The organism is Paenibacillus sp. GL_099_B (assembly GCF_057835695.1).
Genome location: NZ_CM174430.1, coordinates 6,630,395 through 6,655,708 on the forward strand (window position 1 = coordinate 6,630,395; position 25,314 = coordinate 6,655,708).

Below are 25,314 nucleotides of genomic sequence, written 5' to 3' on the forward strand. Positions count from 1 at the left end.
GTTCTTGCTATATAAATTGAACACCTATATACGCGAGAACATAAAGGACAAGAATCCTTTATGTAGTAGCAAAGGTACATTCAACACAACATCAGCAAGGAAAAACCAAAAAAAAGCAGCAACCCTCGCCCGATCTGTACTGGGAGATGGTTACTGCTTTTTTTGTTAGCTTAGCAATATAACAGCATATTCAGCTACGAATCGCCTTCTTATTTGCTATGCATTTTAAATTCGAGGAACAAATCGTTATAATGCGAGAGCATTTTTTTGCCCAGATTATTGTACACTTCCAGCTTACCCGTCAGTGTCTCATCTGGATAGAATCGCTCATCCTCCGAAATATCCTCTGGCAGCAGCTTCAATGCCTCGGCGTTCGGTGTAGAGTACCCGACATATTCAGCATTACGAGCTGCATGATCCGGGTCCAGCATGAAGTTGATAAACTGATGAGCGCCTTCAATATTACTCGCAGTCTTCGGAATAACCATGTTATCGAACCAAAGGTTCGAGCCTTCCTCAGGAACCACATAATCCAGCTTGTCGTTCTCATCCATAATTTCTGACGCATCACCGGACCATACGAGTCCGACTGCGGCTTCCTCGTTTGCCAGCAGCATTTTGATCTCGTCTCCGACAATCGCTCTGACGTTAGGCGTCAGGGTGGACAGTTTCTTCAAAGCTTCCTGCAGATGATCTTCGTTCGTATCGTTCAACGAATACCCGAGGCTGTTCAGCCCCATGCCAATCACTTCACGTGCACCGTCAAGCAGCAGGATTTGATTTTTCAAACGTGGATCCCACAGGTCATTCCAGCTCTCGAACGTTAACCCATCAACCAGTTCAGGATTGTACACAATACCCACCGTTCCCCAGAAGTAAGGGATGGAGTACTTGTTGTCCTCATCAAAGGATAGGTCCATGAACCGGGAGTCGATGTTGCTCAGATTGGGCAGCTTACTGTGATCCAGCGGAATGAGCAGGTTTTCCTCTTTCATTTTGCTAATCGCATACTCGGAAGGAATCGCCACATCAAACGTCGTTCCGCCCTGCTCAATCTTGGTTAACATCGCTTCGTTCGAATCAAACGTCTGATAGATCACCTTGATGCCGGTCTCTTGCTCAAATTCCTTCAGCAAATCGGGATCGATATAATCGCCCCAGTTGTAAATCGTCAGTGTATTGCCGCCGGAATACCCCTGACTCTTGTTCAGATACGAAGCGAGAATCATCAAGGCAAAGGCAGCCACAAATACAATTGCAAATGTCCGAACCAGTTGCTTCATGGACGCAGCCCCCTTCCGGCAGGCGTACGCGCGGCACGGCGGTTAATGAAGTAATACCCAACCACCAGTAGCACCGTCAGCAGGAACAGCAGTGTGGACAGCGCATTGATGGACAATGACACGCCCTGTCTTGCTCTTGAATAAATCTCCACAGAGAGTGTGGAGTATCCGTTACCCGTGACAAAGAATGTTACTGCGAAGTCATCAAGCGAGTACGTCAATGCCATGAAGAACCCGGCAAAAATACCCGGTTTAACGTATGGAAGCACGACACGGGTCAAGATCTGCCATGATCCAGCACCCAGATCGCGCGCCGCATCCATCAAGGTCGGACTCATCTCCTGAAGCTTTGGCAGTACCATAATCACAACAATCGGCACGCTGAATGCGATATGAGACAACAGTACCGAAGTGAATCCAAGCTTGATGCCAATCATGGTGAACAGAATCAGAAAGGATGCACCGATGATGACATCCGGACTAACGATCAGCACGTTATTGAGTGACAGCAACGTATTCTTGGTCCGTTTGCGCCGCACATGGTAGATCGCCAGTGCCCCTGCCACACCGAGCATCGTCGAGATCGCAGAGGACAGGAGCGCAATAATAAACGTATTCAGTACAATGATTAGCAGCCGGGTATCGGCAAATACTTCTCTGTACCATTCTAATGTAAACCCTTCGAAGCCGCGCATATGCCCGCCACTGTTGAAGGAATAGAAGATCAGATACGCGATCGGTGCGTACAGTATGGCGAATACAACGGCCAGATAGACGTTAGACAGCTTTCCGTTTCTTCCCATTACGCACCTCCTTCTTGCCTGATCCAGTCAGGAACATAATGATCGCCATCGCAATAATCAAAAAGACGGCAATGGTCGAACCCATCCCCCAGTCCTGGGTGACGAGAAAATGCTGCTCAATCGCTGTTCCCAGCGTTATTACCCGGTTCCCCGCAATAAGGCGGGTAATCATGAACAAGGATAGCGCCGGAATAAATACGGCCTGACAGCCAGATTTCACACCGCTGAGCGTCAGCGGGAAGATAACCCGACGGAACGTCAGCCATGACGATGCCCCAAGATCCCGGGCCGCATAGATCAGCGACGGATTCATCTCTTCCAGCGCGTTGAAGATCGGCAGGATCATAAACGGAATGAAGATATACACTGAGACAAAGATAAAGCTAAAATCGGTGAATAAAATCTGTTGCGTGCCAATGCCCACCACTTCAAGCAGGGAATTGGTCAAGCCATACGTGCCGAACAGGCCGATAAAGGCGTACGCTTTTAACAACAGATTAATCCAGCTTGGCAAAATAATAAGCAACAGCCACAGCTGCTTGTGCTTCGTACGAGTCAGTAAATACGCCGTCGGATACGATACCAACAGCGAGAACACCGTGATCAGAAATGCATACCAGAACGAGCTCAGGGTCATCTGCATGTACACAGGTGTAAAGAACCGAGCGTAGTTACCCAGCGTGAAATTGCCCTCCACATCGAAGAACGAGTAATACACCACCAGCAGAACCGGAGCAACTACAAACAACACCATCCATAATACATATGGAATCAGATACGCATTGCGTGTACTCGCCTTAGTCTGCATGAACGGCCTCTTGGTAGGCTTCCAGACGTTTATCGAACTCTTCTTCCGTCTCGTTAAAGCGCATGACGTGGATGGCTTCCGGGTCAAAATACAGTCCAATACGAGCGCCTACGACGGCTTTCTTCGTGGAATGCACCAGCCACTCATTACCCGCATCATCGTAGGTCGATATCTCGTAATGCACCCCACGAAACAGCTGAGAGTCAACGTTGACCTGCATCTTGCCCTGTTCCTCGGTTGTAATTTCCATATCCTCTGGACGAATCACAATCTCCACAGGCTCGTCCCGCTGCAAACCCTGATCGACACACTCGTACTCTGCGCCAGCGAATTCCACCACAAAGTCCTGCTTCATTTTGCCGGATACAATGTTCGATTCACCAATAAAGTCCGCCACAAAACGGTTAATCGGCTCATCATAGATATCATTCGGCGTTCCGCTTTGTTGAATGACGCCACCGTTCAGGACAAAGATCTCATCTGACATCGCCAAGGCTTCTTCCTGATCATGCGTGACAAAAATAAACGTAATGCCCAATCGCTGTTGCAGCTCGCGCAGTTCATACTGCATTTCGGTCCGCAGCTTCAGATCGAGCGCCGAGAGCGGCTCGTCCAGCAGCAAAATTTCAGGTTCATTGACAATCGCCCGCGCAATCGCGACACGCTGCCGTTGTCCGCCGGACATCTCGCCAATTTCACGGTTCTCATAACCGGAGAGATTGACGAACTTGAGTGCTTCCAGCACTTTGCCGCGAATTTCAGCGGTTTTCATTTTTTTGATCCGCAAACCAAAAGCTACGTTCTCAAATACGTTCAAATGTGGAAATAACGCGTAATCTTGAAATACGGTATTCACCTGCCGCTGGTGAGCCGGTACTTGGTTAATCAGTGCACCGTTAAAATAAATACTGCCCTGTGTCGGCTCCGCAAAGCCGGCGATCAGGCGCAATATCGTTGTTTTCCCGCAGCCTGACGGGCCGAGTAGCGTATAAAATTTACCCCGCTCAATCTCGAAGCTGACTTCCTTCAATACGGCTTCATCCTGATCGTATTGCTGGGTCACCCGGTCGAACCGGATAATCGGTTGTTGTTCTGACATGCTTCATTTCGCCCCCTTTAAACTTGAGGTATACCTTGAGCCTGTACACTTCTTTTCATGCATGCTTCATTACAAATCCCATCTATTATATATGATTCAGCTATATCCGCAATGGTTTTGATGTAAACGCCATGGGTTATTTCTTCTTATTCTCACAAATACAGCATACATTACGGGTATATGTCGATATCTACGCATCCAAGTAGAGCGATTTCATGAGGATTTCGGAATCAAGTCATGTGAAAGGAGTCCTGTTCGTGGATATTCGCCGTAACCTGCCTTTGCTGATGATCATTTGTTTTCTTAGTCAGATGGGCGGTTTCATGATCCTGCCCCTGTTCCCTTTGTTTATTGAGGAATTCGGCCTGTCCGGCTGGATGATGGGGGTTATTTTTGCACTCTTTTATGTCGGCAAAGTGATTGGCGGGGTGCCCGCAGCGGTACTCTATCGGAAAATTGGGGGCAAGCGGGCACTTATTGCCATGCTGCTGCTGCTCGCTGTTTGTATGGGTGGTTTCGCTGTATCTTCTGCCGCGCTCGTATTCGGTCTGCTGCGGCTGCTCCAAGGGCTGGCTTCTACCGGACTTACGGTCGTCGTACGTTCCATCATTGGGGATGAGGGGAACGTCGACAACCGGGGGCTGTACAATGGTTATATCAGCAGCAGTGAAGGCGGGGGTATGGTGCTGGGTCCGGTCATCAGCGGCTGGCTCTCATTGCATTGGCCTTTATCGGTGCCTTTTTTACTCGTTACCGTGTGCTGTCTGATGGCTGTGGTTGCGGCAATGGGGATGAAGACAGCAGTAAAGCGCAATCCTGTATCTGAAAATGTGGCGGACGGCCACGACTTAAGTGAGTCTCCAACTGATGCCAAACCAACGCAAACGCCTGCTGATTATACAGTTTCTCCAGTAAACGCTACTCCTAGCCCAACCACTCCTGAACCGTCCACCGGACTTACCCGGAGGCAGCAACTGATTGGCTACGGTACGGTTCATTTCCTGGAGATGAGTGCTTATGCCGTGTTTCTGACTTATTTTGCGTTGTATGCAGCTCATATCATGCACTGGGACCCGTTTGCGATCAGTCTTGCCTTTACCGTCGTTGGTATCTCTACACTCGCGGCTGCTCCGGTAGCGGGTTACCTGTCTGATCGGATGGGTGATCGTCTGCTGCTCTGTATGTTCGGCATGCTGATGATTGGTATCGAAGTGGTCGTTTTTCTGAGCACATCTTCGTATGTGCTGGTTTACGTGGGCATGCTGATTGGCGGCGTAGGCGGTGCATGTTACATGGATTCGTTCTTTGCTCATATCGGGGATAACATCCCAGACGAGGGGAGGAGCTCCGTCATAGGCAAAATTGTCTCTGTGGCAGAGATCGGTTCCATCGTATCCCCTCTGGTGGCTGCTCTGCTTGTGGAGCGTGGATCGCTGTATACCGTGTTTGTGTTCAACCTGCTTCTGATCGCCGCTGCCATTGCCGTTCAGGCAGTGATGCGCAGCCGTTACAGATCGAAACGAGTGTAGACGCACAAGGCTGCCCACATCAGTGGGCAGCCTCCATTCATTTATTTACTCTTAATAAAGTTGCTATATGTAGTGCATTTTCTTCGATTTTACTTTTTAGATAAGGGTCTGTGTTCTCAGGCAATTCCGTCGGCTTGTAAAACTTCGCTTCAAGAACTTCCACCCCATCGGGCTTCAACTCACCTTCGAACTCTGTGCAAATATAACCAATGACCACATTATAATATTCATGTCCATTTCTTAATTTCGTATATAACTCTTTCCCCGAAAAGACGCCGTATAACTCCAGGTTCTTAATCTGTATTCCAATCTCTTCCCTGACCTCTCTCTTCGCGGACTCTTCCACCGATTCGCCCAACTCCATAAATCCACCCGGTACTCCCCAGGTATTATCCACATGTCGAACCAACAGAATCTCACCTGATTTATTCAATATCAAAATACTCGGTCTCACGAGAATAACAGGTGTATTGCCAACCATTTCTCGAAGCGATTCAATGTAACCCATAGGTAACCCTCCTATATTAAGTCCTGCCCCTTATTATAGAAGTTCAATTAATTTCCATATAGAGAAAGAATATTCAGATTTATTTCCTATTTTAGAGCTCGTGCTTTGATGAAAAAACAGAAAAAAACGACCCGCTCGAACATCAGTGTGCAAACGGGCATTTCATTGGTGGGTTCTCAGCCTGAGGCTGCTGATCGCCCTTGGTGTGTTGTTTTTCCCTATCCAACCGTTCGGCTTCCGATTTCTCTGTATCTAGTTTGTAGGAATGATCTCCATAGAAAAAGTTGGGCTTCACAATCTCATTGCGGTATGAACTGTGAAAAATATGCGTCGTTGCCGGCGACACCGGCGGAATCAGCCAGACCCAATCACCTGTCAGTTCGCGCCCGGCTTTCTCTTCTCGCTGCTCAAACAAGGCAAATTGCGCTGCCGCTGTGTGGTGATCCACAATGCTAACGCCTGCTTTCTTGAATGAATGCAGCACAGCTACATTCAGCTCTACCAAAGCCCGATCCTTCCACAACGTCGTTTCACTCGACGTATTCAGGCCAAGTGCTGCCGCTACCGCTGGTAGTTTATTATAACGAAACGTATCCGCCAGATTGCGTGCACCAATCTCAGTCCCCATATACCAGCCGTTGAATGGTGCTGCCGGGTAGGATATGCCGCCAATCTCCAGTAGCATATCAGCAATCATTGGTACACCGTACCAGCGCATGCCCAGTTCGGCAATTTCCGGACGTTCCGGATGTTCAATCTTCACTTCCAAGATGTCTTCCTTGGGAACAGGATACCACTCTGGAGCTTGTCCCTGAGCCTGGATAATCAATGGCAGCACATCATAAGGCGTGCCTTCCCCCTGCCAGCCAAGCGACATGGCTGTCTTCGTTAACTCAACGGATGCAGGATCACCTACAATACCTTCCGTCGTCTCATATCCCGCATAACGGATCAATTGGTGATTCCAAATTCTCACGGGGGCTCCGTTCGGTCCATCAGGTGGAAGGATCGTAATCATGGGAATAATCTTCCCTTTGTTGGAAGCCGCTCTGATGTGCGTCATCACAGCATCTGCTGCCGTTCCAACCGTATCTGCATGACGTGCATCAACGATGCGCAGTTTATCCCAGAATAGCCGCCCGATGCAGCGATTGCTGTTCCGCCATGCCATTTTACAGCCATGCTCCAGTTCCTCCGCAGTATGCACATATGTACCTGTGTGCTCAATCTCGTTCAAAACTGCAACAAGCCGGGCCTGCGCGTCTTCACGCGAATGGCCCAGCTCTTCATAACATCTATATATAAACCGTTCAGCTTCATCCCGTAGTTCTTCCAGGTCTGTCCGCATTATTCACTCCACCAATCTATACATCTTGAATGCCATCATTATACGGCAAGCACACCGGATTTGTAAGCGAACGGGCACTTTGTTCACGGACTCTACATATCGTTGTTCAGGATGCAGGCTAACTTAGCTTATTTGCCCAGAAATGCGTTTAACATCCAGACCTCTTTATCCAATGCAGCAGTGAATCCAATCAGCATATCTTCGGTCGCATTATCCTCAGCTTCGCCTGCTGCTTGAATACCCTGGTTAATAACATCCACCATCGATTGCAGATCAGCAACTACGGTTTCCACCATTCCTTCGGCTGACAACTGTCCCTGTGCTTCCTCAACAGGTGACAACCGCAGTTGTTCAGCCATCGTTGCGACTGGACGTCCACCAATTGCCAATAGACGTTCTGCAGCTTCATCCATATTCGCCGTAGCCATGTTATACAACTCTTCGAATTTGGCATGCAGTGTGAAGAAATGAGGACCTTTCACATACCAATGGAAGTGGTGCAATTTGGTGTACAGTACAGACCATCCTGCGATCTGGCGGTTCAGGACCTCTTGAAGTTCAGTGGTATGGTTTGCAAAAGTATTGTTTCTAGTTTGGATTGTGCTCATGGAATTTATCCCCTCTCGAATACGATATAGTTTTGATTTTGATAACGTAATTTAACTTGCTTTCATTTGTTTAATTTAGACTTAATCTAAATCTTGTTTTAATTATAACACTGCCCTTATCCTTTGTGAAGGCTTTAGCCTACTCTTTCAAATGAAGATTCCATGAAGCTAAGCTTCATCATTGGACAATGTGATAAGTCCCTTTTAAGCACCTTTACATGTAGTATCTATACCTTGATTTTCGCCGATGTACAATGACAATCCTCACGTCACATATAACAAAAAAAAGCCCTGATCCTCAATGAGGAGTCAGGACTGCACCAACGCACATAGCGCACGCTTTATTGTTGAATCAACTCGGATGTAAGGATACGGCTTACCTCTTCATAACTGCGCGCAACATGATGAGGCTGATGCTCTGATTCTGGCAAAGCATCACGATGGTTGAACCAAATCACTTTCCATCCGGCATCCACTGCACCGACAACATCATTGCGCCAGGAATCGCCGATGTAATAACTGGAGTCGGAATCCGATCCCGTCTGCCTGCTTACATGCTCAAATAATCTGCGATCCGGCTTGGCATAACCAAGGGTACCCGATATGAAAATCCGTTCCTCGGGAATAAGGTTGAATACATCCAGCGCTTCGAGCTTCCGCTGCTGATGTTTTCCTTCTCCGTTGGTAATTAACCCTACCATATGCCCCTCTGCAAGAAGTCTTCGGATAAGTTCATATACTCCCTCAAAGGGCTGGATCTGAAACTGTCTACTCAAATACTGTGCTTGCAGTTCTTCAGCCTGCCCCTGTTGTAGGGGATATCCAAATTCCGCCATGGTCAACTCAAATCTGCGATGACGCATCCTTTCTACCGCTTCGGGTTCGGGTACAGCAGACAAGTCTTCTTGGGCAGACAGCCAGTCGCTATAATAACGGAAGCGGTGGTATGCCTCCCCATACGGGAAATCATCCGGCAGGCCGAGAACTTGCTCTAATGCGCCACGAAGCGGCTGTAAGTGGTCATACAAGGTATCGTCTACATCGAAAAAGATGGATCTGGTTTTATTTGTTTTTTCCATAATTGCTATTTATCCTCCTGGTGTTGGCTCCAAACATCTCTTCTTACTATATATGTATTCCATTTCTCCGTCCAAAAAATGAACCCATTCTAGGTCCTCTCTATTTGATCCTAATACATAAAAAAACACCCCGTCTCGCAACATGCTGGTTGTGAAATGGGGTGTCGCCAATTTTTCATAATTAAAAAAATTAATTCACGATCAATCACCTAATTGGAGATACATCACGAATTGTGTGTATTCCAATTAAAGTATCAACGGTACAACCTTGCCTGCATTCACATCAATCAGGCCGTGATCCGTAATTTTCAGAGCCGGACTTACCGCAAGAGAATGGGTACTGATGGACATGATCGGGTTATAGTGTACATAACCAAGAGATAACATCGCTGCACGCAGCTCTTTCACTTGGTGTGACACTACCGCCAGCGGTTCCTCCGTCAAAATGCCACCCACAGGGAGTTCAAGATGGGACAACACTTTGCCGTCTTCTACCACACAGAACCCACCCTGGCTCGAAATCACCGTGTTAGCTGCCAAGATCATATCTTCACGATTGCGTCCTACAACCAATAGGTTGTGGTTATCATGTGAATATGTTGTTGCAATGGCACCACGCTTGATCGTGTCTCCACCAATTAAACCGTGTGCTCGATTGCCGTTCACGCCATAACGTTCAAAGGTCGCAATCTGTCCATATTCGCTTTCTTCCCAGAGCAGTTCACCATTCGCAGCCTGAACCTGTGCAATATGCTCTTCCACAAAGGTTGAACCATCCTTCACCATCATAACTCGGCAGTTGTTTAAACCATTTTCAGATAACTGCGTGTCTGAGTCAGATGCTTCACTTTGCCCATTCACCTTCGGATCAGACAAACGGATTGCGAAATCCTCGGCTCCCAGCAGATCCAACTGCACGCTCTTGTAAAAGTGAGGTGGGAACTGTCCACTAATTCGGTCCTGCTTGTACGGTTCGTAGTCGTCATAAGCTTTACGGCCATTTTTGTATACCTGCTCTACTGCAAGTGTATCTAAGTTGGACAGCAGCACATAATCCGCCACTTTGCCTGGGGCAATGCTACCGCGATCAGTCATTTTCATACGGGATGCAGGGGTTGAGGTTGCAGCGTAAATCGCATCTTCGGGGCGCATACCCATCCGAATGGCCTTACGTACGATATGATCCAAATGCCCCCGTTCCACCAGCGAATCCGGCATAACATCGTCCGTTACGAAGCAAAAATGCTGAGCGACATCATGCTGGATCAGGTATTCCATGACTGCTGGCGTCATCGATTTTTCCTGAATTTCAATGAACATGCCTGCCGCAATTCGAGCCTGCAAGCCTTCAATACTCTGATGCGTATGATCAGAATCGATGCCCGCATAGATCAGTCGGTGCAGATCCAGCCCAAGCAATTTCGGTGTATGACCTTCGATCACAAGATCTGGATAGTTTTTGCGAATATGCTGAAGAATCTGGTTGGTCTTACATTCCGGATCACGGATGACGTCCACATAGTTCATGATCTCACCCAGACAGATGATCTCTCCAGTAGCCAGAAGAACATCCATGTCTTCGATTTCGATTGAACCACCCGTTGTTTCCATTGGCGTCGCCGGAACGGAGCTTGGGATGGCGTAGAACATGTCCACTGTTGTCTCGCGACTGGCCGACATCATCTCCTGCACACCTTCCAGCCCAAACACATTCGCCATCTCATGCGGTTCCGCCACAATGGACGTTACCCCGCAGCGGATCAGGCCATGGGAAAAGGTTGCTGGTGTCACCATCGTACTCTCGATGTGCAGATGAATATCAATGAGGCCCGGAATCATATAACGTCCGCGTACATCAATCACTTCATCGGCTTCAATCATCTCCGGTTCGTCTGGACCAACATACATAAATCTGCCGTCCAGTACAGCTACGTTGTTCATTTCGAATCGTTTATAATAACTGTTATACACATGTACATTCTTAATTAGTTGATCTGCACGCATGGGGCATAATCTCCTTCTTCATGAGCATTTTACAGCTATCCAGAGCAGCAGTTTACAATTAGCCATATTGCTCTGGATTCAGCTGATAAAATGCCTCTTTTGCTGCTTCTGCTTCCTGCTGCTATTCCACTAGGACAAGCTTATCCTGCGGGAAAATCAGATTAACTCGCTGTCCGCTGAGATAAGGCGTCTCCATCTCCTGATTAGCTGTGAAGTCGCCAAGTTCTGTCTCGATGACGTACTGATAGCTGCGTCCAAGGTACGTGCTTACTTTGATAATCCCTGGCAAAGCATTTGCCATGTCCCCGGAGGTATCTCCACTGACGATCAGATCATCCGGGCGAATTGCACCTTTGCGTGCACCGGGACGAGCCGTTCCGGGATGCGCTGTTGCGGTGAACAAGCGACCACCCGCTTTCAGCGTGATCACCTCTCCTGCATCACTGCGTTCCGCGAATTCAATGAAATTATGGAATCCGATAAATCGTGCCACAAATTCCGTCGCCGGGTATTTGAAAATCGTTTCCGGGCGATCGAGCTGCTCGACAACGCCTTTATTCATAATCGCTACCTGATCCGAGATGGAGAAGCACTCCTCCTGATCATGAGAGACATAAAGTGTCGTAATGCCCAGTTCCTGCTGAATCCGGCGGATCTCAACCCGCATATTCAACCGCAGGTTGGCATCCAGGTTACTGAGTGGTTCATCGAACAACAGCAAATCCGGTTCAATGACGAGGGCGCGGGCAATCGCCACACGCTGACGCTGTCCACCGGACAGCTCCTGCGGGAACCGTTTCTCGAAGCCGTTCAGGTTCACCACTTCAAGAATACGCATCACGCGTGACGAGATATCCTTGTCTTTCACCTTGCGCATCCGCAGGCCGAAGGCCACGTTGTCATAGACAGACAGATGCGGGAACAGCGCGTAACTCTGAAATACAAATCCGAAATTTCGCTTATTCGCCGGAACCTTCGTATAGTCCTTGCCGCCGAACATAAACTTGCCCTGTGTTGCTTCCAGGAATCCGGCGATGAGGCGCAGCGTAGTTGTTTTGCCGCAACCGCTCGGTCCGAGCAGGGAGAGCAGCTTACCTTTTTCCAGTTCCAACTGAAAATCCTTCAGGATCGTCTGCTTGTCGTAAGCCACTGATACGTGGTCTAATGTCAGCAATGCCATAGCGTTCTGCGCCTCCAATTAACGTTTAGTAAAATATGAGAATCCGCCCATGATCCGTTCGATCACAAACATTAAAAGTCCAGTCAATACCATCAGCAGCACAGAAATGGCTGCAATCGTTGGGTCAAAATAATTTTCCACATAGGTCAGCATCTGAATCGGCAATGTACTTACCCCCGGTCCGGTCATAAACACGGAAATGTCCACGTTGTTGAACGACTCCAGAAAGGCAATCAGCACCGCTGCGATAATTCCTGAACGAATGTTGGGAAGTACGATCTGGAAGAACGTTCTGACACGTCCCGCACCGAGACTCAGCGCAGCTTCTTCCACCGCAAAGTCAAAGCTCGACAGACTCGATGCGATGACGCGAATGATAAATGGAAGCATAATAATCGTATGACCAATCAGCAGACCCAGATACATCGGCAAATGATAGATCACGATCAGGTATTTCATCAATGTAAAACCAAGCACGATTCCCGGAATGAGTACCGGAGACAAGAACAATGCATTCAGCACGGACTTGCCTTTGAAATCATAACGACTAAGTGCGTACGCAGCCGGAACCCCGAGCAACAGCGCCAGCAAATTCCCCAGCAGGGAAATGATGATGGACGTCTGGAACGTGCGGAGGAAACCACCTGTGTTGAAAATATTCTCGTACCAGCGGAGGGAGAAGCCCTCCGGTGGGAATTTGAGTACCGTCCCCGGTTCAAACGAAGTCACCGAGATGATCAGAAGCGGGCCCAGCAGAAAGATAAAGACCAGCAGACTGAACAGGCCCAGCCCGATATGTTTCTCCCGCATATGTCTACCCCTTCGGATTTAAAGTTTTGGCCATTTTGTTCATGACACCGACCACGACAAACGTAATAACAATCATAATCGCAGCAACGACCGAGGCCAGATACCAGTCGTTCAGGGTCATGGCGTTCTGATAGAGGAACGTCGCAATTACGCGCTGTTTGCCTCCCAATAGTGCAGGCGTCGTATAAGCCGTCAGGCTTCCGACAAAAACAAGTACGGCTCCGATAACAAGCCCTGGCACAGCCAGCGGGAACACCACCCGACGGAATGCCGTGAAGCGGGATGCACCCAGACTCTGTGCTGCCTTGAGCAGATCACCATCGATGTTCTCAAGCACACCGACTAGGGAAATGATCATGAGTGGCAGGAACAGATGGGTCAAACCAATCATCATGGCTGCCGGCGTATACAGAATATCGAGCGGCTTGTCCACGATACCAAGCCCAACGAGGGCGTTGTTGATCAGCCCTTTGCGTCCAAGAATAATCATCCAGCTAAACGAGCGCACAACCGGGCTCGTTAGTAGCGGGAAGATCGCCAGCGCCAGCAGAATGCCTTTGCGACGCGGCGCTTTCCGGGAAATATAATAAGCTGTCGGGAATCCGAGCACCACGCAGACGATGGTGGTGACCACGCTGACCTGCAGCGTCGTAAGCAATATTTTCAAAAAGTAAGGATCTCTGAAAAAATGCATGTATCCTTCAAACGTGAAGGAGTTTTCCTGAAAAAACGTCGATCCGATCGTCAGGACAATCGGAATGATCATAAATGCCGCCAAAAACACAAAGCCCGGCAGCAATAGCCAGTATACTGATTTCTTCATCGCGGTACTCCTGACATAAGAATTAGAGATTTATACTCGGATACTCCGATTGCAGTACCGTCCTTCGATCCCTGTTATCCCCCGATTTTTCTGATTCCTTATCAATGGAGAAAATCGGGGGATAAAGGGGAACGCTTCGCTTCTCCAGATCGGTTCTGCACTCTCCGCAATCGTATAAATATCTTATTGGGTCGAGCAATTAAGAATTTAAAGCGCTGATAAACAGCTCAAGGAATGCTTCGGCATCTACCGTTTCACATACCAGTGTGTTGGGCTGTTCGCCCAAACGGTTTTGGAAGTCACATACCATCTGACCATCGCACAAGCGGCTGGCTGTCTCTACATCGACGTAATACGATTTGCGTCCAACCAGTTCCGGGGCAAGAGCGACGCCAACTGCCAGTGGATCATGCAGGGCACAGGCGCGTATCCCGTTCATTTCCTCATACCGCTTGATGTAAATCTCCGTGCTCTGTGCCACATAATCGCGCAATACCGGATCAGTTAATCGTCCGATGGCTTCTTCATTCAGCAGCGTTTGACGGGTAACATCCAAGCCCACCTGCGTAAGCTTCTCGAAACCTGCATGCAGTACAATGCGTGCGGCTTCGGGATCAGCGTATGTGTTGTACTCCGCAGTAGGTGTAATGTTGCCATGTCCACGAACGACGCCACCCATGAAGATGACTTCCTTCAATAATGTAGGTAGCTCAGGACACTTCATTAACGCCAACGCCAGATTCGTTAACGGCGCGGTCATGATCAATGTTAGTTCGCCTGGGTACAACTTCGCTTGTTCAACGATAAAGTCCGGGGCAAAGCCTTCATCCGCCTGCTTGGACACGGCCGGATCAGGCAGCGCACCACCCAATCCGTCTTGTCCATGTACCCGGTGCTCATAATGAGACTTGCGTGTGAGTGGCCCAGCCGCTCCGGCAATGACCGGAATGGAGGGTGCTCCCACCAGTTCGAGAATTTTGCATGTATTATCCGTTGCCTGCTGGAGCGATACGTTCCCACAGACCGTGGTAATCCCGAGAATGTCCAGCTTCCGACTCTTGACGGCCAGTAAGATCGCCAGCGCGTCATCAATACCGGTATCCACATCCAGAATGATGCGATTTCCTGTTTCACTCATACATTCCCAACTCCTCTACCGTTAAATGATTGCTTGCTGCAAATTTTGTTTGTCGAGAACGATCTATACCGCTTCTAAACCTTATCGTTCTAAAGCTAATTATGCTTATTGTGCAATCTCACGGTTCCAACGATCTGTCCATGCTTTAGCCTGTTGATTCACAAATTCCATATCCAGCTTGTTCAGCTTACCAACTACGTCTGCACCATACGTTACGCCTTCAGCTTCTTCGGCATTCAATTCAACCTTCGTATTTACCGGGGAATCCACTTTTGCTTTGGCGGATTTGGCTTGTACATCCTGGCTCAGCTGCCAGTTGATGAATTCTTCAGCAAGTTCTTTGTTCTTGCTGCCTTTCACGACATTGATCGTATTCATAACGGCATACGCACCTTCGCTAGGTGTAACAAACTTCGCATTTGGCACTGCCGCTTTCAAATCTTTGAAGTACATTTCCATAATCGGTCCGCCAGCAATCTCTTCCTGGGAGAACATGTTCACGAATTCTGAAGTTTGCGTGTAAAATTTAACAACGTTGCTGCTTAATTTTTTCAGTTCCGCAAATGCTGCATCTTCATTAAACGTTTCGTTTCCGGCTACACGGGAAGCTGCATCCAATACCATTGGGCCTGCTGTTGCCGTAATGTTCGGAATGGTCAGGTTGTTGGCAAACGCCGGGTCCCACAGATCTGCCCATGAAGTGACTTCTTTGTTAACGAGGTCTGGGTTATAAGCGATTCCGAGCTGTCCAACCGTGTAGGCCGGGCCGTAATCTTCGCCAAGCGGTGCTTTGGCAATATCATAAATATCGTTCACATTCGGAATTTTGGAGCGGTCGATTTTCTCAAACAAACCTTCATCAATACCTTGCTGTGCATAATAATCGGACAAATAAATCACATCAACATTGGATGTACCTTGGCGGATTTTGTTCAAACGCTCAGCGTTGTTACCCACTTCAAGCACAATGTCTACATTATGTTCTTTTTCAAATGGACCAAATACTTCTTCATTGAAGAAATCTTCCGAGAATCCCCAAGTGGAGATGACCAGTTTGGTTGGCGCCGTGCCGCCGCTGCCTGATCCGCCTGTTGCGTCTTCTGTGCTGCTGCCACAACCTGCTAGTAATACCGATGTCATTGCCACTGCCGCCAAACCGCTAATCCACTTCTTCATCATGATCCTGATTCCCCCTGATATGTGTGATTTAACAACCCAAACCATTAAGTTGAACTAGCTTGATAACGCATTTCACGTAGAAAACAGAAAGAACCTGGAGAAACAGCGTGTTCGCCTAAAAGCTTTCTGAAAGAAAGCAGCTTCGGAAGCATAAGCTATCACAAGATTTCTACCTTATTAAAGGGAATAAAAGAAATCTGGGGATAACAGCGATCGGAAGGTCTTCTGATTTTCGAAGGGTACATGCGTTATTTAGGGCTAGTTCAACTTAAAAAAACAAAAAGAAAAGCATTCTTGTATAAACAAGAACACTTTTCTTCGTAAACAAAGGAAAGCGACACCCGCTGCCGGTACATCATCGGTTTCTGCTTCAGAATCAATCCGAAGACAGACGCCATCATATGAAATTGTTCGGAATCAGAATTATGAATTAGAATCGTGTGCAACGCATGCATCGAACCTGTCGATCCATCCTATGCTTGTTCCAATATCACATTCGTAATGGCCCACTGCGTGGACGCATCGTAATCCCGTAATACAGCTTCGATTGGCAAACCCATGTGTTGCTCCAACTTCTCCCTGAATTTCTTCTTATACAAGACAGACATGCGGAAGTCCACTTCCAGCTTCAAGCCGGGGGCCTCCCCTTCCAGGGCGTCAGAGCGCGGTGAACGTCGGTGCTTCGCGTAGAAGGTGACAATGTTCTGATCAATGGTCACTCTCAGGAGAGTGGTGCCAAAGCCGAACAGTTCCTTCGAGATTTCGTTATAATACTGGCACATCTTCTTCTTGCTCTCATTGCTGTCCAGCAGTTCCATGAACTCACCCACATCATTTACTACCGTACGTTCGACGTGTTAACACGATTGATTATACATATATCTACGATTTTAGGCAACCCAAAAGATATAGTTAACATGAAAATAACACATAAAAGCGAACGATAGGTATAAACTAGCGAAAACAATTCGTAAATGTTCACCGTGAGCGTGCTTGGAGATAACTGCACCCCTTTTCTCTATTATTGTTGCTTAATAACCCACTTTTGATACTCATTCTCTTGACGATACTCATCCATTACCAGCTCCGCCCCATCCTCGGATATGCCAAGTGCTTTCCCGTTATGAGAACTTGTAATGCGCATCGTCCCATCCTCATTTTTTGAAATGTTCCAGCGTTGATTCGCATAACCAAGGTACGAATAGAGCTGAATACGATTCTGTCCTACATCCCAATCAAGAGACATTCCGCTCAAGGTTCGAATGGAGTAAGCGCCGGAATCATCGCCTGTCGGTACAAGTACCCATTTGAAGCCTTCACTTGCACTCTCTACCTCGTCAGCAACTTTTATCACTTCTCCTGCTTCAGATGGAACAGCCTGCAATTCAACGGGACGTCCTGCATTACGAATCATCACCTGCTCCAATTCTGCTTTCTTCCTATGGATTGCATTCACATTCTGGAAGGACGCATTCCCACCGAATACATGAATTCCAAAATGTCCTTCGGCAAACGTTCCATCCTGAAGATCCATGATTCGCTCACCGTCCACATCAACCTGGATTCGAGGACCGTTCGCCTGAATCTGGATGTGATACGTATGATCTTTACGAACGAATCTCGGGATTTGAGCAAGCACCTGTCGATTTTCGATTTTTCCATTCACTTTATAAAATAGTCGGATGGACTTCAGGTTAGGGTCAATATTCAAATAATAGCCGCTTCGTCCATCCTCACTTGCACGGAATACAATAGACCCCGCTCCCCCCTGAGCACCCAGCGTCAGATCAGCATCATATTGAAAATCCCCTGCCGTTTCCTGTGCGATATATTGTGTATCTCCACTATAGTTGCCCTGTATGCCTTGTTTGGAAATAAGCCATCGGGCAGATGATTTATCCGATTTCCAGCCAGATAAGTTGGTATGGAATATGCCACTGGATACCGTAATCGGTATTTGAGCAGAAGCTTTGCCGTCTGCCGTCGATACTGTTACTGTAGCTTCGCCTCCACCCACGGCTCGAACCGTCGCTTTCGTTTTATCAGAATGAACGATTTGCACCACTTTAGGATTGCTTACCTTCCATTTCAACGGTTGAGTGGCACCTTTTCCCGGTCTGCCTTCCACCGTGGCGTACAGCGTTTGCGTCTGCCCAACATTCGCCGTTCTTCTCTGCATATCTGCAATAACCTGAGACTTAGAGGACGTGCTCTTTCTCCAGATGTTATCTAAGGCGTACACCTTCATGGAGCTCACCTTCACTTCCCCACCAAGGCTATAAAAAGCCATTGCCCGTCCCGCCGGATCTGGAAAAATGACATCCGAGAAGACAACCTTGCCATCATTGCCAAACACCTCAACAGAGGATTCATCGACGAATATACGCAGCTTCACCTTTCGATTTTCCGGTTGTAACGAGGCCTCATGGACCTTGGTGAATAAATCGGAGAAGCTTACGTCACCCGAGGTGGTGCGATCCACGAACATGTTCTGCGTATTTACTCTGTATCCTACAGTGGTTTTCTGCCCTTCTCTTTGACGAAGTTGAAAACCAAACTCGGTTACAGAACTGTTAGCCGGAATTTCCACTTCAGCTTCAATCTCATACGCACCCGCCGTAAAGCCCTCCAGCGGATTTTTTGTTTTTGGTCCAACCATCATTTGTTGTGCACTATATAGGTTATGCCGCAGTGTCTGGAGTTCAGTGATCGGTGTTTGTACCAAACGTACTCCTTCATCCGTGGTTCGAAGAGAGACTTCTCTCGGTATGGTCAGTTGTCCTTTCCAAGTGGAGGTTGGGAATTCAAACGGATAATCCCAGTTCGTCATCCATGCAAGCATGACTTTCCGCTGATCAGGCATATTCGCAAAAGACATCGATGCGTAGAACTCCTTACCGAAGTCCGTTCTCAACACTTGCCCAGCCGGATGATCGTTCAGGAATTTCCCATCAGCTGTTAGCTGGCCTACAAAATATTCCGCATCTGATCCTTGGGTTTTCGGATTGGCCCCTGTACTGATCATAAGCACCCACTTACGTTGACCCGTTCCATCTACAGGCAGTTGAATCAGATCGGGACACTCCCACACACCACCTCGAACATAATCGCCATATCCGAAGTTATCGGTTAAGGTCCAATCAAGCAGATTGGTTGAAGTAAAGAACCGGATGTGATCCCCGCCGGACACCACCATCACCCAGCGGTTGTGGTCTTCATCCCGGACGACCTTCGGATCACGGAAATCCCAGCTTCCCGGATCATCACCATTCTTGCCAGGGTTATCAATGACAATCGGACGATCTTTAGCGTATTGCCAATTCCGGCCTTGATCGGTACTATAAGCGAGGCCGATACGCTGATTGCCACCAGGTTTATCCGGATGATAGGAAGTGTAGTAGGCAATCAGACCTTTTCCGCCCGAATCCGTGAACAGACCGGATGTATTATTCAGATCAGCAATTGCCGATCCCGACCACACATGGCCCTGATCATTCCAGGGCAAAGCAATAGGTAAGCGCTTCCAATTTATAAGATCTGAACTGACTGCATGAGCCCATGTGCCTCCATCCTGATGAAACAGATGATATTCTCCTTCGTAATAGACCAGCCCGTTTGGATCACTTGCCGATCCTCGAATCGGAGAGTAATGGTACTGAGGACGATAGTTCTCCTTGTAGTACACCGACTCTTCCGTTACATAGATATCCTGAAAATAAGCGATGCCTTGTTGAACGACAAGTCCAGCATTTCCATTAGCGTAGCTTTTGTCTGTCACCTCAACAGCCGCAGGCGTGTACCCATCAACATAAACCTGAATCAAGCTGCCCGAGGCTATAACTTCGATGTGATGCCTCGCTCCCGGTTGGCTTGGAACCTTGCGATTCGAGCTGGCGAGCACGGTACCGTCCGCTTTTCGAAGTTGTACCCGAACTTCTTCTCCTTCCCGAATCAGGGCTGCTTCATATCCCTTCGTTCCGTCTGCATTTGCCCTGAATAGCAACGCTGCTGAGGTACTCGCATTGGCCAGAGATATATTTCCTTCATATACAAAATCAGATGCCGCTTTCTCGTAAATGACTCTTCCTTTCTCCTGAGCGCTTCCTTTCCCCTTATAACCTTTCAAATCAGGCTGCCATTCGCCGACGTTGCTAATCGGTTTACCCATATTGCCATTCATGGTACTGACCTGCACATTCTGGAACAAAGCCGACCCATCCCATACATGGAGCCCCAGATTCCCTGAAGAGTAGGCACTGTCCTTCACATCAATCACCGGGTCATACCGATTATCCCAATATACCTGAAGGCTCTCTCCGTCCGCTTTCACTTTCAGATGATAGATACCTCCAGATTCCAGGTTTGCTTTATGTTCTACATTTAACGTTCCCGGCTGTCCACTTGCATCTCTTAGACGTATCACACCAGCCTGGGGAACCACTTGCAACATATATGAAGACCAGCCTGTATCATTGGATCGAAAAATAAGACTCGTATCCGCTTTCATATCCTGAATCATCAAATCAGCTTCATAGATAAAATTATCGGCTCGTGTGGCCGATATGGCCATCACATTCTGCCCGGCATCCGAAACCAGATGGAGCCCTTCATCCGTATCTTCCAGACTGCCTCTACCCTGCAATGTCCAATCTGACAAATTCGTTATTGCCTTAGACACTTTGGTTAACATTTGAACCGCCTCCCCCTGTTTTGCTGATTCCTCAGAGGTCTGCTCCATCCTTTGCGAAGCATTTGTCTCCATAACAGATGCTGTGGAATAGGCTCCAGCAGCAGAAGATCCAAGGACACATGATAGTAGAACACAACCGATGGATCGGAAGATGAATTTCATGAGCATTCCCTCTTTTCATATAGTAGATGAGACAAAAATCCCACAAAGGACGGCGCAGTCTCTTAGATAAGTGAACCTGCATCCGCCCCTTCTGGGATGTCCATAAATATCAAACGCTATGAAGCATAAATTTCATGCTGCAATGCTTCTAAACCCAATGCGAGGGCGCCGCATAGTCCTGCGTGCTGGCCCAATCCAGGCTGGACAATAAATTCGTCAATATGTTGCATTATTGAGGCTGCATCCACATAACCATTCAGATTCCGTACAACCCGCTCTCGGATCATGGGAAACAGATGACTTTGCTGCATCACCCCTCCGCCCAAGATGACCTTTTGCGGGGAGTGAAGCAGAATGGCCGTTGTAATGGACTCCGCAATGTAAAAAGATTCGATCTCCCAAGCCGGGTGGTCTGAAGGCAGTTCGCTGCCAGGACTCTGCCAGCGGGCTTGAATGGCTGGCCCCGCAGCCATGCCCTCCAGGCAATCGCCATGATACGGACATAATCCGGCAAAATGATCCTCTGGGTGCCGTCTCGTCCGGATGTGTCCACCCTCTGGGTGCAACAATCCATGCACACGTTTACCTCCCGCCATAAGTCCAATCCCAACACCTGTGCCGATCGTATAATACACACAATTGTCCAGTCCCTTTGCTGCTCCCCAAGTGACTTCTCCAAGGGCCGCTGCATTCACATCCGTATCCCATCCGAAGGGAATCGGGAATTCGCGCTTCAATGATCCAATAACATTACAGTTTTCCCACCCTGGCTTGGGCGTTGTTGTAATGTAACCATAGGTGGGGCTATCCGGTTGCAGATCAATCGGACCAAAGGAGCCGATCCCGATCGCCGCCACTCCTTTGTCCCTAAAATAGTCGATGACCTTCGCCAGTGTGGTCTCGGGATGTTCCGTTGGAAAGCTGCACCAATCTTCAATTCCCCCTCGCTCGTTACCTACACCACATACAAACTTCGTTCCACCGGCTTCTATTGCTCCTATACGCATCTTACTGTCCCCCTCACGATCATTCCGACTGACCTTCAACTCGGATGGGGGATAGCTCGTAGATATGAAGCGAAGCAAATACTAAATCCTTATTTTCGGACTGAACAGAGATTCCCTTGGAACCCGCATCCGGATAGATCAGATCGGTAATAACCGCTTGACCGTCATTGGCAAATACCTCTACGGATGAGTAATCCACATAGATTCGCAAATGTTGGTTGCCGTCCACTGCTTTTAATCTAGCTGCATGGCGACCCAGGAAATGTTCATGGAAATCGGTAATACCCGATCGACTGCGATCAACATATACCTCATTCTGGCTAGCATCCACGCCTATAAGCGTTTCGTTGTCCGCGCCACTTCGTAATGCAAATTGAACAGGTTGATCAGAAGCCCATTCCGCATAAATCTCATAGTTTACAAGGCGCAAGGTGTTCAACTGCTCACTCACTTGTCTGATAGAAGCATTCTGTAAGGACAGTACTGGCGTGCGGGCTTGCTCCAACTCGCGTGCTGGACGCTGAACCAGCAGGACTTCTCCGTCCCTTGTCTCCAATGTCAGCTCTCTCGCAATGGTCATCGCGCCGCGGTATCCTTCGGTTGGTGTCTGATTGGCATACATCCAGTTGCTCATCCAGCCCATAAACAGGCGTCTGCCGTCTTCTGCCGGAATGTCAGACCAACTGACCCCTGCGTAGTTATCCCGACCATGATCAAGCCAGCGAACGGTATGGGAAGCTTCATCAGGAACAAATGTATTGCCATTAAAATCTCCAGTGAAGTACTGGGTTCTGGAACCTTCCTTGAAGGCAGGATCTGCACCAATGCTGACGAGCATCACCCATTTCTCCTGACTCGCATCTCCATCCACGGCTAGTGGGAACAGATCAGGGCACTCCCAGACGCCATCATGCGAACCGATCCCGGCGCCGAATTCACTGCCCAAAGTCCAATCCTTCAGATTGGGAGAATGGTACAGACATACCGTCTGACCACAAGCGATAATCATAATCCATTCCTTGGTCTGCTCATGCCAGAAAACTTTGGGATCACGGAAATCCACGAATGACTCATGCTCCAGTACCGGATTGCCCTCGTATTTCATCCATGTTCTGCCGCTATCCTTGCTATATGCGAGGCTCTGCCGCTGAATCGGATGATCGTTTGGCACCTCCAGATGATGGGTGAAAATGGCCACCAGTCCTGGCTCATCGTCAAAGAATCCGGACGTATTGTTCCAGTCCACCACGGCACTGCCGGAGAAGATCATGCCATGTTCATCCGGCGCCAAAGCCACAGGCAGCTCTTCCCAGGTAACCAGATCCTTGGTCACCGCGTGTCCCCAATGCATCGGTCCCCATGTTGTGCCAAACGGATGATGCTGATAGAACAAGTGATACTCACCTTTGAAAAATACCATGCCATTCGGGTCATTCATCCACTTCTCCTTGGGTGAGAAGTGATAGACGCCCCGGTAATCGGTTGTTGAAATGGTAGACATATTGGTTTACTCCTTTGATTCAAACCGTTGAAGAGGAGACTTCGCTTCGCTCACGCACCCTAATGCTAATGCTATGTACGGCAAAGCTCCTCAACCAGTTTGTTTTATTGGGTGTTGCGGTCATATCCCGCTTGTTTAATCTGCAGCCACTCTTGCAATCCAAGACGATCCATCTCTTTCAGATAAGCGTCCCACTCCTGATCGATCTTTCCATTCTGATACCATTCCGTGCGCATACGCAGCACATAGGCGAACAGATCAGTCTCAATGGTGGAAAGGCGGTCGAGTTCATCGATTGAGAAGAACACGCTTGGATAGACGTTTTCTGCTTTCATGTGTGGAACCATATATTTATCGAGCAGTTCCATACGCCACGCAGCATCTTCCGGTTTGGTTGTGTATTTGTCATAGTAACTGTCGAGAATAGCCAGCGGTCCTGCAATACTCGTTTTCTGTCTGAGCTCAACAGGTGCAGCGCCTTCCAGCGGAAGATGCTTCAGCATGCCTTTAGCTTCATCCAATTCAAAAATATTCTGTTGTGTCTCATCACCGTAAGTTCCCCAGTTGTTCTGCACGGACTGGAGCGGATCGTACAATTGGTCCACCCACTTCGCTGTGGATTCCAGATTTTTATTGCTGCTCGTAACAACCATGCGTCCCCGGTCTAGACCGATACCGTTTGTACGTGCGACATTAATTTCTCCATTCGGTCCGGCGACAGGAGGCAGAACATCATAGGTATCATTCATACCTGTAATGTTGGCCTTATCCCAAGTGAAGTACATGCCATACTTGTTGTCTTTGCCCTTGGCCAGATACGTATTCCAATCCTGCTGATATGCTTCCACATCCACAAGACCTTCCTGGACCAGTTCGTGAATGTATTTGACCGCTTCTTTGTAACCTTCATCAGCTGCAGTGAAGACCACTTTTCCATCGTTGGTCACCACAGTGTGGTCCCAGTTCTCCCCGAGTCCAAATGCTGCAAATAGAAATGTCAGATCTTCTCCGCCCGGCTTGTTAATGAAGGACAACGGAATTTCGTCAGCCTTGCCATTGCCGTTCGGGTCCTGAGTTTTGAACGCAATCAGCACTTGTTTCAGTTCTTCGGTTGTCGTTGGCATCTTCAGTCCGAGCTTGTTCAGCCACTCCACGTTGATCCAAGGTAAGTCATCCACCGCCTGTATGCGCTGCTTGCCACTTCCGAGCTCCTCAATCCAGGGAAAGGAATAAATATGTCCGTCTGGAGCCGTAATCATGCTCTTATATTCAGGAGCTTCCTCCAGCACCTTTTGCAGGTTCGGCATGTATTGCTCAATCATGTCCTCCAGTGGAATGATGGCCCCATCCTTCGCCAGTTTCAGGAGATCATAATCCCCATAACCTGCGTCAAAGATGGCATCAGGCAAATCACCGCTGGCTACCGCCAGGTTTCTTTTCTCTGCAAATACGTCACTCGTATAGTTCTTCCAGTTGATATGCACATTGGTTTTCTCTTCAAGTCGCTTGTTAATCAGCTTCTCGTTCGGATCAGCAGGGGCCAGCGGAGAACTCTGTGTTATAAAATTCAATGTCACTTTGCCATCAGGTGACTGGGCTTCACTTGCCGCACCGCCTCCTCCCCCACCACACGCCGAGAGCAGGAGCATGGCTGACAACATGGAGATGGATGCCGTTGTAGCGGCTTTTCTGGACTTGTTCACTTTTTTCATAATAATGACCTCCGTGGATTGTGTTGGGTCGAACGTGCTTTAT

20 protein-coding genes are annotated in these 25,314 nt (G+C 48.3%); 1 reads left to right on the plus strand and 19 read right to left on the minus strand.

Features of this window, described 5'->3' with window-relative positions:
* Window positions 1-209 precede the first annotated feature (209 nt).
* From AC3ITG_RS30160 to AC3ITG_RS30175, 4 genes are read right to left on the minus strand one after another with little or no spacing between them, the layout of a single operon-like run.
* A complete protein-coding gene (locus AC3ITG_RS30160; RefSeq protein ID WP_076287478.1) occupies window positions 210-1,283 on the minus strand; it encodes an ABC transporter substrate-binding protein in 1,074 nt (357 codons plus the stop codon).
* Entirely contained in the window at window positions 1,280-2,086 is an 807-nt protein-coding gene (locus AC3ITG_RS30165; protein ID WP_064641797.1) for an ABC transporter permease, read from the minus strand. The genes AC3ITG_RS30160 and AC3ITG_RS30165 overlap by 4 nt, the downstream gene beginning before the upstream one ends.
* Window positions 2,061-2,894: an ABC transporter permease gene (locus AC3ITG_RS30170; protein WP_024632841.1), complete on the minus strand. Its 834-nt coding sequence runs from the start codon at window positions 2,892-2,894 to the stop codon at window positions 2,061-2,063. Before AC3ITG_RS30170 ends, AC3ITG_RS30165 begins: the two co-directional genes overlap by 26 nt.
* Complete coding sequence (locus AC3ITG_RS30175; protein WP_079695543.1) at window positions 2,884-3,993, minus strand: ABC transporter ATP-binding protein; 1,110 nt, start codon at window positions 3,991-3,993, stop codon at window positions 2,884-2,886. The genes AC3ITG_RS30170 and AC3ITG_RS30175 overlap by 11 nt, the downstream gene beginning before the upstream one ends.
* A 257-nt stretch (window positions 3,994-4,250) precedes the next feature.
* Here AC3ITG_RS30175 and AC3ITG_RS30180 point away from each other — a divergent pair, with 257 nt between their 5' ends.
* Window positions 4,251-5,522 carry an MFS transporter gene (locus AC3ITG_RS30180; RefSeq protein WP_489252219.1) on the plus strand — a complete coding sequence of 424 codons (1,272 nt, stop codon included), beginning with the start codon at window positions 4,251-4,253 and terminating at the stop codon, window positions 5,520-5,522.
* Window positions 5,523-5,559: 37 nt separating this feature from the next.
* Here the strand turns inward: AC3ITG_RS30180 and AC3ITG_RS30185 are convergent, their stop codons facing one another.
* The 15 genes from AC3ITG_RS30185 to AC3ITG_RS30255 all read right to left on the minus strand — a co-directional run bounded on the left by AC3ITG_RS30185 (window position 5,560) and on the right by AC3ITG_RS30255 (window position 25,271).
* On the minus strand, window positions 5,560-6,030 hold the full coding sequence (locus tag AC3ITG_RS30185) for an NUDIX hydrolase (protein WP_489252220.1): 471 nt from the start codon (window positions 6,028-6,030) through the stop codon (window positions 5,560-5,562).
* A gap of 142 nt (window positions 6,031-6,172) precedes the next feature.
* Window positions 6,173-7,378, minus strand: a complete 1,206-nt coding sequence (locus AC3ITG_RS30190) for a nitric oxide synthase oxygenase (protein WP_489252221.1) — start codon at window positions 7,376-7,378, stop codon at window positions 6,173-6,175.
* A 128-nt stretch (window positions 7,379-7,506) separates the two neighbouring features.
* Entirely contained in the window at window positions 7,507-7,986 is a 480-nt protein-coding gene (locus AC3ITG_RS30195; RefSeq protein ID WP_489252222.1) for a Dps family protein, read from the minus strand.
* A 341-nt stretch (window positions 7,987-8,327) separates the two neighbouring features.
* On the minus strand, window positions 8,328-9,065 hold the full coding sequence (locus AC3ITG_RS30200; RefSeq protein ID WP_413374200.1) for an HAD family hydrolase: 738 nt from the start codon (window positions 9,063-9,065) through the stop codon (window positions 8,328-8,330).
* Between the two features lie 246 nt (window positions 9,066-9,311).
* The gene (locus AC3ITG_RS30205) at window positions 9,312-11,069 is read right to left on the minus strand and encodes an adenine deaminase (RefSeq protein ID WP_489252223.1); all 1,758 of its coding nucleotides are present in this window, start codon (window positions 11,067-11,069) and stop codon (window positions 9,312-9,314) included.
* Between the two features lie 121 nt (window positions 11,070-11,190).
* Window positions 11,191-12,249, minus strand: a complete 1,059-nt coding sequence (locus AC3ITG_RS30210) for an ABC transporter ATP-binding protein (protein WP_489252224.1) — start codon at window positions 12,247-12,249, stop codon at window positions 11,191-11,193.
* 18 nt (window positions 12,250-12,267) lie between these two features.
* Window positions 12,268-13,059, minus strand: a complete 792-nt coding sequence (locus tag AC3ITG_RS30215; RefSeq protein ID WP_192271485.1) for an ABC transporter permease — start codon at window positions 13,057-13,059, stop codon at window positions 12,268-12,270.
* Between the two features lie 4 nt (window positions 13,060-13,063).
* Window positions 13,064-13,882, minus strand: a complete 819-nt coding sequence (locus AC3ITG_RS30220) for an ABC transporter permease (protein WP_090903370.1) — start codon at window positions 13,880-13,882, stop codon at window positions 13,064-13,066.
* Window positions 13,883-14,081: 199 nt separating this feature from the next.
* Entirely contained in the window at window positions 14,082-15,020 is a 939-nt protein-coding gene (locus AC3ITG_RS30225) for a nucleoside hydrolase (RefSeq protein ID WP_489252225.1), read from the minus strand.
* 105 nt (window positions 15,021-15,125) lie between these two features.
* Window positions 15,126-16,196: an ABC transporter substrate-binding protein gene (locus AC3ITG_RS30230; protein ID WP_489254548.1), complete on the minus strand. Its 1,071-nt coding sequence runs from the start codon at window positions 16,194-16,196 to the stop codon at window positions 15,126-15,128.
* Between the two features lie 476 nt (window positions 16,197-16,672).
* Window positions 16,673-17,017: a Na-translocating system protein MpsC family protein gene (locus tag AC3ITG_RS30235; protein ID WP_024632855.1), complete on the minus strand. Its 345-nt coding sequence runs from the start codon at window positions 17,015-17,017 to the stop codon at window positions 16,673-16,675.
* A 203-nt stretch (window positions 17,018-17,220) separates the two neighbouring features.
* Entirely contained in the window at window positions 17,221-21,051 is a 3,831-nt protein-coding gene (locus tag AC3ITG_RS30240) for a GH32 C-terminal domain-containing protein (protein WP_489252226.1), read from the minus strand.
* Window positions 21,052-21,167: 116 nt separating this feature from the next.
* On the minus strand, window positions 21,168-22,058 hold the full coding sequence (locus AC3ITG_RS30245) for an ROK family protein (protein WP_489252227.1): 891 nt from the start codon (window positions 22,056-22,058) through the stop codon (window positions 21,168-21,170).
* A 19-nt stretch (window positions 22,059-22,077) separates the two neighbouring features.
* Entirely contained in the window at window positions 22,078-23,559 is a 1,482-nt protein-coding gene (locus AC3ITG_RS30250; RefSeq protein WP_489252228.1) for a glycoside hydrolase family 32 protein, read from the minus strand.
* A 104-nt stretch (window positions 23,560-23,663) separates the two neighbouring features.
* Entirely contained in the window at window positions 23,664-25,271 is a 1,608-nt protein-coding gene (locus AC3ITG_RS30255; RefSeq protein WP_489252229.1) for an ABC transporter substrate-binding protein, read from the minus strand.
* Between the last annotated feature and the right edge of the window lie 43 nt (window positions 25,272-25,314).

Coding starts and splice junctions, on each gene's coding strand:
- AC3ITG_RS30160 (WP_076287478.1), bottom strand. CDS start 1,283: ATGAAGCAACTGGTTCGGACATTTGCAATTGTATTTGTGGCTGCCTTT.
- AC3ITG_RS30165 (WP_064641797.1), bottom strand. CDS start 2,086: ATGGGAAGAAACGGAAAGCTGTCTAACGTCTATCTGGCCGTTGTATTC.
- AC3ITG_RS30170 (WP_024632841.1), bottom strand. CDS start 2,894: ATGCAGACTAAGGCGAGTACACGCAATGCGTATCTGATTCCATATGTA.
- AC3ITG_RS30175 (WP_079695543.1), bottom strand. CDS start 3,993: ATGTCAGAACAACAACCGATTATCCGGTTCGACCGGGTGACCCAGCAA.
- AC3ITG_RS30185 (WP_489252220.1), bottom strand. CDS start 6,030: ATGGGTTACATTGAATCGCTTCGAGAAATGGTTGGCAATACACCTGTT.
- AC3ITG_RS30190 (WP_489252221.1), bottom strand. CDS start 7,378: ATGCGGACAGACCTGGAAGAACTACGGGATGAAGCTGAACGGTTTATA.
- AC3ITG_RS30195 (WP_489252222.1), bottom strand. CDS start 7,986: ATGAGCACAATCCAAACTAGAAACAATACTTTTGCAAACCATACCACT.
- AC3ITG_RS30200 (WP_413374200.1), bottom strand. CDS start 9,065: ATGGAAAAAACAAATAAAACCAGATCCATCTTTTTCGATGTAGACGAT.
- AC3ITG_RS30205 (WP_489252223.1), bottom strand. CDS start 11,069: ATGCGTGCAGATCAACTAATTAAGAATGTACATGTGTATAACAGTTAT.
- AC3ITG_RS30210 (WP_489252224.1), bottom strand. CDS start 12,249: ATGGCATTGCTGACATTAGACCACGTATCAGTGGCTTACGACAAGCAG.
- AC3ITG_RS30215 (WP_192271485.1), bottom strand. CDS start 13,059: ATGCGGGAGAAACATATCGGGCTGGGCCTGTTCAGTCTGCTGGTCTTT.
- AC3ITG_RS30220 (WP_090903370.1), bottom strand. CDS start 13,882: ATGAAGAAATCAGTATACTGGCTATTGCTGCCGGGCTTTGTGTTTTTG.
- AC3ITG_RS30225 (WP_489252225.1), bottom strand. CDS start 15,020: ATGAGTGAAACAGGAAATCGCATCATTCTGGATGTGGATACCGGTATT.
- AC3ITG_RS30230 (WP_489254548.1), bottom strand. CDS start 16,196: ATGAAGAAGTGGATTAGCGGTTTGGCGGCAGTGGCAATGACATCGGTA.
- AC3ITG_RS30235 (WP_024632855.1), bottom strand. CDS start 17,017: ATGGAACTGCTGGACAGCAATGAGAGCAAGAAGAAGATGTGCCAGTAT.
- AC3ITG_RS30240 (WP_489252226.1), bottom strand. CDS start 21,051: ATGAAATTCATCTTCCGATCCATCGGTTGTGTTCTACTATCATGTGTC.
- AC3ITG_RS30245 (WP_489252227.1), bottom strand. CDS start 22,058: ATGCGTATAGGAGCAATAGAAGCCGGTGGAACGAAGTTTGTATGTGGT.
- AC3ITG_RS30250 (WP_489252228.1), bottom strand. CDS start 23,559: ATGTCTACCATTTCAACAACCGATTACCGGGGCGTCTATCACTTCTCA.
- AC3ITG_RS30255 (WP_489252229.1), bottom strand. CDS start 25,271: ATGAAAAAAGTGAACAAGTCCAGAAAAGCCGCTACAACGGCATCCATC.